The sequence below is a fragment of the Sinobaca sp. SA16-1 genome, assembly GCF_059510515.1.
The window spans coordinates 727034-740282 of the sequence record NZ_JCAKFL010000002.1; the positions used below are offsets into that span (position 1 = coordinate 727034).

10 protein-coding genes are annotated in these 13249 nt (G+C 44.7%); 7 read left to right on the forward strand and 3 right to left on the reverse strand.

Translation table 11 applies throughout. The features are described 5' to 3' along the window. The first annotated feature begins 94 nt into the window (after positions 1-94). The gene (locus tag AC5W2J_RS07770; RefSeq protein ID WP_496058903.1) at positions 95-325 is read left to right on the forward strand and encodes a hypothetical protein; all 231 of its coding nucleotides are present in this window, start codon (positions 95-97) and stop codon (positions 323-325) included. Positions 326-350: 25 nt separating this feature from the next. Beyond that, entirely contained in the window at positions 351-617 is a 267-nt protein-coding gene (locus AC5W2J_RS07775; RefSeq protein WP_496058904.1) for an acylphosphatase, read from the forward strand. A gap of 41 nt (positions 618-658) precedes the next feature. Here the strand turns inward: AC5W2J_RS07775 and AC5W2J_RS07780 are convergent, their stop codons facing one another. The 3 genes from AC5W2J_RS07780 to AC5W2J_RS07790 all read right to left on the reverse strand — a co-directional run bounded on the left by AC5W2J_RS07780 (position 659) and on the right by AC5W2J_RS07790 (position 4991). Beyond that, positions 659-2398: a phospho-sugar mutase gene (locus AC5W2J_RS07780; RefSeq protein ID WP_496058905.1), complete on the reverse strand. Its 1740-nt coding sequence runs from the start codon at positions 2396-2398 to the stop codon at positions 659-661. A gap of 180 nt (positions 2399-2578) precedes the next feature. Then, positions 2579-4207, reverse strand: a complete 1629-nt coding sequence (locus tag AC5W2J_RS07785; RefSeq protein WP_496058955.1) for a glycerol-3-phosphate dehydrogenase/oxidase — start codon at positions 4205-4207, stop codon at positions 2579-2581. Positions 4208-4436: 229 nt separating this feature from the next. After that, on the reverse strand, positions 4437-4991 hold the full coding sequence (locus AC5W2J_RS07790; protein WP_496058906.1) for a glycerol-3-phosphate responsive antiterminator: 555 nt from the start codon (positions 4989-4991) through the stop codon (positions 4437-4439). Between the two features lie 172 nt (positions 4992-5163). Here AC5W2J_RS07790 and glgB point away from each other — a divergent pair, with 172 nt between their 5' ends. The 5 genes from glgB to AC5W2J_RS07815 are packed head-to-tail and all read left to right on the forward strand — an operon-like array spanning position 5164 to position 13234. Beyond that, complete coding sequence (gene glgB / locus AC5W2J_RS07795; RefSeq protein ID WP_496058907.1) at positions 5164-7080, forward strand: 1,4-alpha-glucan branching protein GlgB; 1917 nt, start codon at positions 5164-5166, stop codon at positions 7078-7080. Further along, entirely contained in the window at positions 7073-8227 is a 1155-nt protein-coding gene (locus tag AC5W2J_RS07800; protein WP_496058908.1) for a glucose-1-phosphate adenylyltransferase, read from the forward strand. Before glgB ends, AC5W2J_RS07800 begins: the two co-directional genes overlap by 8 nt. 17 nt (positions 8228-8244) lie before the next feature. After that, positions 8245-9351, forward strand: a complete 1107-nt coding sequence (gene glgD, locus AC5W2J_RS07805) for a glucose-1-phosphate adenylyltransferase subunit GlgD (protein WP_496058909.1) — start codon at positions 8245-8247, stop codon at positions 9349-9351. 13 nt (positions 9352-9364) lie between these two features. Further along, the gene (locus AC5W2J_RS07810; protein WP_496058910.1) at positions 9365-10774 is read left to right on the forward strand and encodes a glycogen synthase; all 1410 of its coding nucleotides are present in this window, start codon (positions 9365-9367) and stop codon (positions 10772-10774) included. Positions 10775-10795: 21 nt separating this feature from the next. After that, complete coding sequence (locus AC5W2J_RS07815; RefSeq protein ID WP_496058911.1) at positions 10796-13234, forward strand: glycogen/starch/alpha-glucan phosphorylase; 2439 nt, start codon at positions 10796-10798, stop codon at positions 13232-13234. Positions 13235-13249 lie beyond the last annotated feature (15 nt).

Here is a 13249-nt window from a genome sequence, read left to right on the forward strand (position 1 = left end):
TTTCGTTAAGGCAAACAAAGCTGCCTGAATGTTTTCTTCCTGGCTGTCTCTCATGCTATAATGCTAAAGATATAAAGATACAAAGGAGAAAAAAATGGAATTAGTAAAATGCAGACGAACCGTATGGAAAGCATTACACCATGACTATATAGAACCGCAGGATGGAACCATTTTATTCCAGGAAGGATACGTGTATCCCGTGTTTCAGGACAGCTCCGGCACCTGGCTGTCTACCGATGAAGAAGGCGTACCTCACGTCATCTCAGAAACGGAAGAGGCCTTAGAGTCAGACCCGTGGTTTGAAGTTCATTTCATTAAGGTATAACAGTGGATAAAGGAGGAATGCGGCAGTGAAACAGCATGTTATCGTACACGGTCTTGTACAAGGCGTCGGTTTCCGCCAGCACACAAAAATGGAAGCAGATAAACTTTCTATTTATGGGTGGGTTCGCAACAAAACTGATAATACCGTTGAAATTGCGGCGGAAGGCGACGAAAAAGCGATGAGGTCTTTTTTGACTTCCGTTGAAAAAGGGCCGCGTTTTTCGAAAGTGGACAAAATCGAAGTTCATTCGATCGACAAAGTCGATCATAAACAAAATTTCAAAGTAAAATAAAAAGACTGTCCCAAACGCTTTTGGGACAGTCTTTTTTGCTATTATTGAATCATCTGGTGAACGATGGACATAACATCCATTTTACGCTGAAGCAGTGACTCCTCTGCTTCCTTTACATCTTCTTTTACAACGCCGAAATAAAATTTAACTTTTGGCTCGGTGCCTGACGGTCTTGCACAAAACCAGGAATCATCTTCAAATTTAAATTTAAGCACATTGGAGACCGGCAGTTCAATTTTTTCTTTTCTGCCGTCCGTTAGAAATGTTCTCTCCCCCGTATGGTAGTCTTCCATGGAAGTGACTTTCTGTCCGCTGATGGTTTCCGGAGGATTGGAGCGGAAATGATGCATAATTTCCTCGATTTTTTCTACTCCCGCTTTTCCCTTCAGCGTCAAAGAATCCAGATCTTCCAAATAACAGCCGTATTTCTGATACAGCTCCTGAAGGGCCTGGTAAATCGTTCTGCCATTCTTTTTATGCCAGAGCGCCATTTCCGCAATGATTAAAGCGGATTGTACCGCGTCTTTATCCCTGACAAAGTCAGCAATTAAATAGCCGAAAGATTCTTCATAGCCAAACTGGAAAACATACTCGCCGCTTTCTTCAAACTGTTTGATTTTTTCTCCGATGAATTTAAACCCGGTGAGCGTATCCATTGTCTCCACACCGTAATGAGAAGCGATAACACGCCCGAGCTCTGAAGTCACGATCGTTTTCATGACGATTCCATTTTCAGGAAGAATCCCTTTTTCTTTCCGCTGGGAAAGCAGGAAATCCAAAATAAGCGCTCCTGTCTGGTTTCCGGAAAGAACCTGATAATGATTGTCTTTCGCTTTAACAGCAATGCCAATCCGGTCGGCATCCGGGTCTGTTGCTACGAGCAGATCCGCTCCTAATTTATCTCCCTGCTCCACAGCCAGTTCAAAGGCCGCTTTTTCTTCCGGGTTGGGGCTTTTCACTGTAGAAAATTCAGGATCCGGCTCTGCCTGTTCAGCCACGACATGAACATTGGAGAAGCCGCTGGATTTAAAGATACGCGTTACAGGTATATGTGCGGTGCCATGAAGAGGAGAGAAAACGATGGACAGCTCTCCCCCGTCTTTTTTTACGGTTTCGGGATCCAGCAGGATCGTCTCCAAATGCTGATTGTAAGGAAGATCTATTTCTTCGCCAATCACTTTCAGCAGACCGTTTTGTTCGAGTGTGCTCTGTTCTGCTGTTGCAATTTCCAGTTCATTTTCAACACTGTTCACAAAATCCACCAGCTCTTCTGCCGGCTCCGGTGGAAACTGGCCGCCGTCTTTTCCATAAACTTTAAACCCGTTATATATAGGAGGGTTGTGACTTGCCGTAACGACGACTCCTGCGAAAGCATGCAGGTACCTTACCGCAAAGGAAAGTTCCGGGGTCGGCCTCAGGTCTTCAAATATGTATGCCTGAATGCCATGTGCACCAAGCGTGCGCGCCGTTTCCATTGCGAATAAACCGGACCGGTGCCTGGAATCATACGCTATCGCGACTCCTCTTGCTTTGGCTTCTTCTCCCCGGCTTTCAATAAAACGGGCCAGGCCTTCCGCGGCGCGGCGGATCGTATATACATTCATTCTATTTGTGCCCGGACCCATTTCTCCGCGCATGCCGCCTGTACCAAATTCAAGGTATTTGTAAAAACTGTCTTCCAGCTGCGTTTCTTCTCCGGAAAGCTCTTTCAACTCATCATCCAGTTCTTTTTCCAATGATGGAAAAGACGACCATCTATCCCAATTCTTTTTCCAGTCCATTACGCATGACCTCTTTTCTGTTTGTATGTTCTTATTATAGTAAATATAGGCACGTTCTACCATGATTATTAAAAAATGACTGTTCTGACAAAGGGTTTGTTACCTGTATACCCTTATTTCCCTTCCTTTATCCTATAAAAAAACAGCAGAAGCCTGATTGCTTCTGCTGTTCGTAAACGATTAAGAAAGAACGGCGCTTTCTGTTTCTACTTCTTCTTCTGTATGCTTGGCATAACGGATTTCCCTTTCCAATTCTTCCACAAATGAGGATGCCTGAGACTCGCTCCAGCCTGCTTTTTTCTTCATAAAAGCAAGAACCGGCTCTTTCCATTTGTCTACTTCATTCATTCCGAAGAACAATAAAGCTGCTCGTCTGTTAAAGAAGTCAAGCGGAGTTACCGCCATCTCTTCTTCAAGAGCGTAAAGAACCTGGCCGCCTAGTTTTAATGGAAGGCCTGCCTGTTCAATTTCCTTTTTATGCTTTTGAATATAGGAAAATACGTTAGCCGCATTAGATCCGTAAAATTCAATAACCTGTTCTGCTTCTTCTTTGGATAAACCAACTTTTTCGCCAAGGTACGCCTGCGTTTTTACATACGTGCCAAAACCGGATGATCCATCTACTGCACCACCGGACAAATGAATATGCTCTGTCGGGCATGGCGCATGGATATTCATTCGTTCAGCCACAATATTCACGGCTTTTTCCGCCATTTTCCGGTACCCTGTCAGCTTGCCTCCAGCAATTGAGATAAGACCGGTTTCGGAAAGAAACACTTCATCTTTTCTCGAAATTTCAGAAGCTGATTTTCCTTCTTCGTAGATAAGCGGGCGCAGTCCGGCCCAGCTTGACTCTACGTCCTCTTTCGTAAGCTTTAACTCTGGAAACATGTAGTTGGAGATATCCAGCACATAGCTCCTGTCTTCTTCCGTCATGCGCGGAGAAGCGATGTCTGCTTCATAGACGGTGTCTGTCGTTCCCACATATGTTTTGTTATCCCTTGGGATAGCAAATGCCATGCGTCCGTCCGGCGTATCGAAATAAGTTGCCTGACGGAGTGGAAAACGGGTTCTGTCGAACACAAGATGAATACCCTTTGTCAGGCGGAGATGCTTGCCAAAATTGGAACCGTCTTTTTTACGAAGCGTATCGACCCACGGTCCTGCTGCATTAATAATATGTTTCGCATAAATAGTGTATTCTTTATTGTTTACAGTATCTGTCACTTTTACTGCAACAGCTTTTCCATTTTCGTACACAAAGTCTTCCACCCTTGCATAGTTCACCGGATTGGCTCCGAAATCGACGGAACGTTTAATGGCTTCCAGCGTCAGCCTGGCATCGTCTGTGCGGTATTCCACGTATACGCCGCCGCCTTTTAACCCTTCTTTTCTAAGCAGCGGTTCTTTTCCCAGCGTTTTGTCCCGGTTCAGCATATAGCGCTGCTCTTCTTTTTTTACTTTAGCCAGCGTGTCATACACTTTCAGTCCAAATGCCATCGATGTTTTGCCAAAAGAACCATTTTCCACTAACGGCAGCAGCATCCACTGCGGTTCGGTTACATGCGGCGCATTCTCGTATACAATTGCCCGCTCTGTGCCAACCTCTGCGACCAGCCCTACCTCGTACTGCTTGAGGTATCTCAATCCTCCATGCACAAGCTTTGTGGAGCGGCTGGAAGTTCCTGCTGCAAAATCCTGCATTTCCACTAATCCCGTTTTCATGCCTCTTGCTGCTGCGTCCAGGGAAATCCCTGCTCCTGTAATACCTCCGCCTATCACTAAAACGTCCAGCGTTTCGCGGCTCATCTGCTCTAACCTGTTCTCTCTCGATACAGTTGAAAATGCCTGGTTATTCAAGGTTATGCCCTCCTGTAGTGCCGTGCCGCGCTTTTATTGGGTATAAAAAAACCGCAATATGTCCATACAGTTGTCCTGTATAGAAATATTGCGGTCTCTCCTGCGGCTCCGACCTGATTTTAACTTAAGCCTATTGTACACCCCGACTGGAATTATTGTAAAGAGAAAAGCTTCCTTTTTATACAGAATGACCCCAAAGTTCTTTTCGGTTCGTCGTTACGGCTGTTGCCCCCGCGTCCAGAGCATTGGTTACTTCTTGTTCCGTACGGATAAGTCCGCCGGCTACTACAGGAATACCGGAACGCTCGCGTACTTCTTTAACCATGCCCGGAATGACGCCCGGCAGGACTTCTATGACATCCGGCTTGACGTCTTCTATTAAACGAAAGCTTGTATCAAGAGCCAGTGAATCCAGCAGAAACAAACGCTGCATTGCCAACACCTTATGTTTTTTTGCTGTAATAAGCATTTGTTTTCTTGTTGAAATTAAACCATAGGGCTTAATATGCTGACAGAGAAACTGTGCTGCATATTCATCATGCGCCAGCCCCTGCACCAGATCGGCGTGCAGAATCACCTTTTTATTCTCGGATTTAGCCAGCTGCACCATGCTTTTCAGCTGTGCGATATGGGTGTTGAGCAGCACAATATGGATACCTTCTTTTTTTAAAAGACCATCAAACTCTTTAGCTGTCCGTGCTGCAGGAAGAACTTTTTCTGTTCCAAAAAACATATACACCGCTCCTTTCTCTTTTAACATTTCATTATTCTTATATAAAGTTGAAAAAAAATAATTAATTTCCTTTAATAAAGGGAATACCACTGTAACAGCGAATAAGTATTATATATGCATCTGCTGTTAAAACGAAACTTTTACGTCAAACGAATTTAGGTGAGCTATGCAAATGGATATGTACGGCATTACAGAAGAACAACTTTATCTTTTTCATGAAGGAACACTTTACCACAGCCATCATGTGTTTGGCTGCCAGCATATCACCTTTAAGGGAGAAAAAGGCTGGCGCTTCACCGTCTGGGCTCCGCATGCTAAAGAAATGCATATAGCATGCGAAGAAAATTTCTGGACAGGAGAAGGCTTTGAACTGCATCGTATTGATAGTCTTGGAGTATGGTCCGGGTTTTTTCCGGAATGGAAAGCACAAGCTACATATAAATACTCCATTACTACAGAAGACGGCAGGATCCTTTTAAAGGCTGATCCTTATGCCGCGTTTTCCGAAATAAGGCCCAATACGGCTTCTGTTTCCATACCAGAGTCAACATACCGCTGGAATGACGAAGCTTATCTGCAAAAACGGGCAGACACGAATTTTTTTGAGTCGCAGCTATCCGTTTATGAAATGCACGCGGGTACCTGGAAACAGCATCCGGACGGAACATTCTATTCTTACCGGGAGCTTGCCAACCATATTATACCCTACCTTCTAAAAATGGAATACACTCATGTGGAGCTTCTCCCCATATCCGAGCACCCTTTTGACCAGTCCTGGGGCTATCAGGTTACGGGGTATTTCTCCATTACAAGCCGTTATGGAACACCCGATGACTTTAAGTATTTCGTTGATTCCTGCCATGCTTCCGGCATTGGCGTTATCATGGACTGGGTACCGGGCCATTTTTGCAAAGATTCCCACGGCCTTCGGCAGTTCGATGGTCAACCGCTGTATGAATACAATGACCAGGCAATAGCTGAAAAAACGAACTGGGGAACACTGGTATTTGATTATACGAAGCCGGAAGTCCGTTCTTTTTTAATCTCTAATGCCATATTTTGGCTGGAAGACCTGCATCTGGATGGCATCCGGGTTGATGCTGTGGCAAGCATGATTTATTACAACCTCGAAAAAACAGAAATGGATGCAAAGGTTTATAATATACATGGAGAAGGTATAAATTTAGAAGCGGTGGATTTTTTGAAACAGCTCAATACCGGCGTTTCTGATATACTGCCGGACACATTAATGATAGCTGAAGAAAGTACGGCCTGGCCGATGATAACTCATCCTGTTCAGGAAGGCGGCCTCGGTTTTGATTTCAAATGGAACATGGGATGGATGAATGATACGTTAACATATATGAAATTACACTGGACTGAAAGAAAGCACTATCATCATCTGCTGACTTTTTCGGGAGTTTATGCGTTTTCCGAACGCTTTATCCTTCCGCTCTCCCATGACGAAGTCGTCCATGAAAAGAAATCGCTCCTCGGCAAGATGCCGGGAAACCAGGAGGAACAATTTTCGCAGCTTCGCCTTCTCTATGGATACATGGCATCCCATCCTGGGAAAACGCTTCTTTTTATGGGAGGTGAGATGGGTGCTTACGATGAGTGGCGTGACAAAGAAGAGCTTGCATGGAATCTTTTAACGTATCCGATGCACGACGCTCTTCGATTTTATGTCGCCTCGCTGCAGGCCTTTGTCGGCAGTCATCCGGCCCTGTATAAATGGGATCATCAACCGGAAGGGTTTACCTGGGTTGACGCCGATAACAACGATCATAGCATTCTTCTTTTTACCCGGCAGTGCGAGGAAGAGGAACTGCTGGTATTATGTAATTTCTCTGGAATAAAATTCCCTCACTTCCGGATCGGTGTTTCCGAATCCGGCCTGTATCAGGAAGTATTCAACAGCGATGAAGAGAAGTTCGGAGGAAGCGGGTATACAAACAGACTCTATCTCCCCTCTTCCCCCAAACCTCTTCACGGGAGGCCTCATTCCATTGACACAGTAGTACCACCATTTTCTACACTGTATTTTAAGAAAAGAAAGGCAATTAAAAGGAGGAAACATAATGGGTAAAGAAATTATTGGAATGCTGCTTGCGGGCGGCGAAGGAAAGCGTCTCGGCCAGTTAACAAAGGATACAGCAAAGCCCGCTGTCCCATTTGGAGGAAAATATAGAATTATTGATTTTACCTTAAGCAACTGCACACACTCCAACATAGATACGGTCGGGGTGTTGACCCAATATCAGCCGATGGACTTAAACCGCCATCTCGGCTCCGGAAGTCCGTGGGAACTTGATAGAAAGTATGGAGGCATCTCCATCCTTCCTCCCTTTACCGTGCAGGCAGGCGGCGGCTGGTATTCCGGTACTGCAGACGCTATTTACCAGAATATGCAGTTTATCGATCAGTACGATCCTGAATATATACTCGTTATCTCGGGAGACCACATTTATAAAATGAATTATGATGCTATGCTGACCGCCCATAAAAAAGAAAATGCCGATGCTACTATATCGGTTATTGAAGTTCCGTGGGATGAAGCTTCACGATTTGGAATTATGAATACAAATGAACAAATGGAAGTAATTGAATTCCAGGAAAAGCCAAGTGAACCAAAAAATAACCTGGCTTCCATGGGTATTTATATATTCACCTGGGCTTCCCTGCGTGACTACTTGATTAAAGACGCAGAAAATTCTGAATCAAGTCATGATTTCGGCAAAGATATTATTCCGAGAATGCTTGAGGATGAGCGGAAATTAAAAGCGTTCTCCTTCCATGGCTACTGGAAAGATGTTGGAACGATCAAAAGCTACTGGGAAGCGAACATGGACCTGCTTGATCAAAACTCAGGCCTCCGCCTTCATGACAGGAGCTGGAGAATCTACACCGTAAACCCTAACCAGCCTCCCCACTACATGGGAAAGGAATCGACCGTTTCCAATTCTCTTATTAATGAAGGCTGCCATGTACTTGGCCACATTCAACGCTCCGTGCTTTTCCAGGGAGTCCGTGTGGAGGCAGGCTCCACGGTAAAAGACTCAGTCATTATGCCGGAAGTGAAAATCGGCAGAAATGTCACACTAGAAAAAGTTATCGTCCGGCCCGGGACCGTTATTCCCGACAACTGTGTTATTACATTCGACAAGGCAGAAGATAGTATGGTCGTTGACAGCGATACTTCATTTAAACAATACCTGCCAAGCAATCAACGATAATAATAGGAGGCTAGACTATGGCTAAAATGATGGGTGTTATAAATTTAGATTCAGAATACAGTAACCTTAATGAGTTAACATATTTTAGAAGCGGGGCTGCTGTTCCCTTTGCCGGAAGATACCGGCTGATTGACTTTACTCTTTCCAATATGAGTAATGCAAACATTCATGATATTGCTATTTTTGCACGTGAAAAGTACAGGTCTCTTATGGATCACCTGGGCACGGGTTCTGACTGGGACCTTGACAGAAAGCGCGGCGGGCTTTTCATCCTGCCTCCGGACTGGAACGACCCATCTGATATTTCCCGCGGCGATCTACAGCATTTTCATAATAACCGTGACTTTTTTGAAAGAAGTTCAGCCGAATATGTTTTCTTAAGCGGCAGCCAATGCATTATGAACCTTCCTATTTCGGAAGCACTTGATCTGCATATTTCTTCAGGAGCAGATGTTACGTTAATTTCGGCCAGCTTGTCTGATGAAGACAGAGAAGATAACAGCTATCTTAAACTACAGACAGATGAAAATGGAGCCGTGACTGCTTTTTCGCATGATAGAAGCCTGCCTTCCATTTTTACCGGCATGTACATCATCAAGAAAAGCCTTCTTATGAAACTTGTGGATGAATGCATTAACAACGAAAAAGAAAATTTCTTCCTAAACGGCATTAAAGACAACTTAAATAAATTATCTGTTCAAACGTACCATCATGAAGGCTATACGGCGTTTATCCAGTCGCTGAAAAGCTACTATAAACAAAATATGCGCCTTTTGAATACCGACCATTACGAGACGCTGTTCTTTGAAAACCAGCGGATCTATACGAAAGTAAAAGATGAGCCGCCAACCAAATACGGCGAAGATGCTGAAGTAAATCACTCTCTCGTAGCCAATGGGTGTACAATAGAAGGAGAAGTCTCAAACAGCATTCTCTTTCGCGGAGTAACGGTAGAAAAAGGGGCCGTTGTGAAGGACTCTATTATTCTCCAACGCTGCCATATTAAAGCCGATTCCACGATAGATTATTCTATTATTGATAAAGACAGCACTATTGCCAGCGGAACGACGCTCAAAGGTATTGAAGACCGTCCGTATGTCATAGCTAAACGTTCAGTTATATAAGGAGAGAAGTCAGATGAACCTTTTATTTGCCGCTTCTGAATCACAACCATTTTTTAAAACAGGGGGCCTCGCCGATGTGGTGGGTGCCCTCCCTCATGCTTTAAAAGAAACAAGCGATGATCACGTTCAAGTGATTCTGCCGTATTACAATCAGTTTATGAAAGACCATTTTGCTGACAGGCTCGAGCTTGTTAAAACCGACATAACGATTCATTTAGGCTGGCGCCAGCAGCGTGCAGATTTACTTAAATTAAACGAAAAAGGAATTACGTATTACTTCCTTAAAAACAATTACTATTTTGATCGTGCTAATATATACAGCTATTATGACGACGGCGAACGATTCGTGTTTTTCTCCAAAGCTGTCATTGCTTCTCTTCCCCACCTGGAAGAAGAACCTGACATTATTCACTGCCATGACTGGCAGACAGGACTGGTTCCCGCTTTTTTGAAAGCATACGGACTACACTACAAAACAGTGTTTACAATCCACAACCTGCAGTACCAGGGCATTCTGCAGAATTCCGCGTTTGACGACCTTATTAATTTAAGCGGAGAGCACTATTTCGGCATGGAATGGAATGGATTGATCAACTGCCTGAAAGCGGCGGTTCATCACAGTGATTTAATTACGACTGTAAGCCCTACCTACGCCGAGGAAATTAAAAGCCCGTTTTTCGGAGAAGGAATGCATTCTCTGCTGATGGATAAATCAGATATTCTGCACGGGGTTCTAAATGGTATTGATACCGCTTCCTATGATCCTGCAAATGATTCTTATATTCCTCACCCCTACCAGCATTCGCCGGAAGGAAAGCGAAAAAACAAAGAAAGTCTTCAGTCTGAGCTCGGACTACCCGTGAATGGCGATATTCCTATTATCGCTATGGTAACCAGACTGGCAGACCAAAAAGGCCTTCCGCTCGTAGCTGACGTTTTTCCGGAATTAATGGAGCGGAATATTCAATTTGTGCTGCTTGGCACTGGAGATCCAGGCCTGGAGCAGTATTTTCGGGATATTTCCACTCATTACCCGGAGCAGGCTTCGATCAGAACCTATTTTGATGAAGGCCTGGCCCGGAGAATATATGCAGGAGCCGACTTTCTGCTTATTCCATCTAGATTTGAACCGTGCGGCTTAAGCCAGCTTATCGCTCTTCGCTACGAGACCGTGTCGATTGTAAGAGAAACCGGCGGCTTGAAAGATACCATTCATCCTTTTAATCCCGAGAGCGGCACCGGGAATGGATTTACCTTCCATCAGTCCGATGCATATGAAATGCTGGGTTGCATCGACCACGCTCTTTCTGTTTATGCAGACAGCAGCCAGTGGTCCAGCCTGCTGGCCAATATTTATAAAGCAGAAGTGGACTGGAAAACGTCTGCCCGTGTTTATCAGAATTTGTACCAGCAGCTTTCATGACAAAAGGAGAAGTGAATCAACATGAATGAACAAAAGCTTCAGGATTCCATCTGTTATACCCTGGAAAAAAAGCTGGGTACAACCAGCAGCGAAGCCACACCAAGAGAAATGTACATCGCGGTAAGTTCTATTGTAAAAGAAAATCTTAACAGCGAATGGCTTCAGACAACAAAGCGCTACAAGGAACAAACTCCCCGCACGGTCTATTATTTTTCAATGGAATTTTTGATGGGACGTTTATTGGAATCCAATCTTTTGAATATGCACTGGCTTGATCCGATGAAAACAGCTATTACCAACCTCGGATTTATTCCGGAAGAAGTATTCGCATGTGAACACGATGCAGGCCTTGGAAACGGCGGACTCGGACGGCTGGCTGCATGCTTTCTCGACTCTATGGCTTCACTGCAGATTCCCGGCCACGGCTATGGTATCCGCTACAAGTACGGCCTGTTTGAACAGAAGATTGTCGACGGCAATCAGGTGGAACTGCCCGACTACTGGCTGCGGGAGCCCTACGTCTGGGAAACAAAACGTCCCGACCTGCGTGCGGTCATCTGTTTTGGCGGCCGCGTAGAAACATATGAGGAAGACGGAAAAATGAAAGTTTCCCTTCTCGATGCTGAAAAAGTGGCTGCTATTCCTTATGATGTGCCGATAAAAGGCTATAATAACGAAACGATCAATACGCTGCGCCTTTGGAGTGCAGAGCCTTTGGAAGACGAAACGGCTTTCTATGCAGGAGATAAACAAAGCTATTATGATCACTTAGAATCCAAGCGCTCTATCGAAAGAATATCTGAATTTCTCTATCCAGACGATTCCAATATGGAGGGAAAGACGCTCCGCCTGAAGCAGCAGTATTTTCTAGTTTCCTCCGGCCTGCAGACGATTTTGAAGATTTTTAAGCAGCGCACCGGTCAATCCTGCGCCAGTCTTCACGAATATATTAGTATACAAATTAACGATACCCACCCCTCTTTAGTTGTTCCAGAACTGATGCGTCTGCTTATGGATGAAGAAGGACTTGGATGGGATGAAGCCTGGCACGTTACTACCAATACGGTTGCCTATACAAACCACACTATTTTAAGCGAAGCATTGGAAACATGGCCCGTGCCTTTATTTTCCGAGCTGCTTCCGCGTGTTTTTATGATTACAGAAGAAATCAATGAACGTTTCTGCCAGATGGTGTATCATGATCATCCGGAGTACCGCCCGGTCATTCATGAACTGGCCATCATCAGCTACGGACAGGTGCGGATGGCCCATCTCGCAGTGGTCGGCAGCTACAGCGTAAATGGTGTTGCCAAAATGCATACAGAAATTCTTAAAAGATCAGAAATGAAACAATTTTACGGGCTGTACCCCGAAAAATTCAACAATAAAACAAACGGGATTACCCACCGGCGCTGGCTGATCCAGGCCAATCCGGAGTTGACTTCATTAATCAACTCTTCTATTGGTGATGAATGGAAAGAACGCCCTAAAGACCTTATCAAGCTGCTCCGGTACAGCAATGATGCTTCATTTCAGCAGAAGCTGTTTGAAGTAAAGCAATTCAACAAACAAAACCTGGCTCGTTATATCAAACATAAAACCGGTCTTATCATTGATGACCGCTCCATATTTGATGTGCAGATTAAGAGGCTTCACGGCTACAAGCGACAGCTTCTAAATATTCTTTATGTCATAAACCGCTATTTGTATTTAAAAGAGCATCCTCAGGCGGATATCCCGGCCCGTACGTTTATATTTGGAGCAAAGGCAGCACCAAGCTATCATTTTGCCAAACAGGTGATCCGGCTGATTGTTTCCGCTGCTGACCAGATCAATAACGACGCCTCGATTAATGATAAGATCAAAATAGTCTTTCTCGAAAATTACAATGTCAGCCTGGCCGAAATGATCATCCCGGCTTCAGAAGTAAGTCAGCAGATTTCTACGGCCGGAAAAGAGGCCTCCGGCACCGGTAACATGAAGCTTATGATGAACGGGGCCCTAACGCTCGGGACGCTCGACGGCGCTAACGTGGAAATAAAAGATATGGTAGGCGCACACAATATGTTCCTGTTCGGCATGGAAGAATCCGAAATTGAAGAACTTCACCGTACAGGCGGCTACAGCGCAAAGTCCCTCTATCAGAGCGACAAGCGGCTACACCATATGATCAATCAGCTGCATGACGGCTTTTTTGGACAGGATGAGCTCGCCTTTAAAGATATTTATTACCACCTGCTCCGCGATAACGATGAGTATTTCGTTTTGAAAGACTTTGAGAGTTATGTAGAAGCACAGGAAATGATTGATCAGACGTACCAGCAGTGGAATAAATGGCAGGAAATGAGCATCACAAACATTGCTCACTCCGGAAAATTTTCCAGCGACCGTACGATCATGCAGTACGCGTCTGAAATTTGGAATATTACCCCTTATATTCCCGCTCCTGCAAAGAAATAAATCCGTACATCCAAG

What these genes read in the sequence shown, in the direction of transcription:
- AC5W2J_RS07780 (WP_496058905.1), bottom strand. Translation starts at nt 2,398, where the DNA reads ATGGACTGGAAAAAGAATTGGGATAGATGGTCGTCTTTTCCATCATTG.
- AC5W2J_RS07815 (WP_496058911.1), top strand. Translation starts at nt 10,796, where the DNA reads ATGAATGAACAAAAGCTTCAGGATTCCATCTGTTATACCCTGGAAAAA.
- AC5W2J_RS07800 (WP_496058908.1), top strand. Translation starts at nt 7,073, where the DNA reads ATGGGTAAAGAAATTATTGGAATGCTGCTTGCGGGCGGCGAAGGAAAG.
- AC5W2J_RS07770 (WP_496058903.1), top strand. Translation starts at nt 95, where the DNA reads ATGGAATTAGTAAAATGCAGACGAACCGTATGGAAAGCATTACACCAT.
- glgB (WP_496058907.1), top strand. Translation starts at nt 5,164, where the DNA reads ATGGATATGTACGGCATTACAGAAGAACAACTTTATCTTTTTCATGAA.
- AC5W2J_RS07810 (WP_496058910.1), top strand. Translation starts at nt 9,365, where the DNA reads ATGAACCTTTTATTTGCCGCTTCTGAATCACAACCATTTTTTAAAACA.
- AC5W2J_RS07790 (WP_496058906.1), bottom strand. Translation starts at nt 4,991, where the DNA reads ATGTTTTTTGGAACAGAAAAAGTTCTTCCTGCAGCACGGACAGCTAAA.
- AC5W2J_RS07785 (WP_496058955.1), bottom strand. Translation starts at nt 4,207, where the DNA reads ATGAGCCGCGAAACGCTGGACGTTTTAGTGATAGGCGGAGGTATTACA.
- glgD (WP_496058909.1), top strand. Translation starts at nt 8,245, where the DNA reads ATGGCTAAAATGATGGGTGTTATAAATTTAGATTCAGAATACAGTAAC.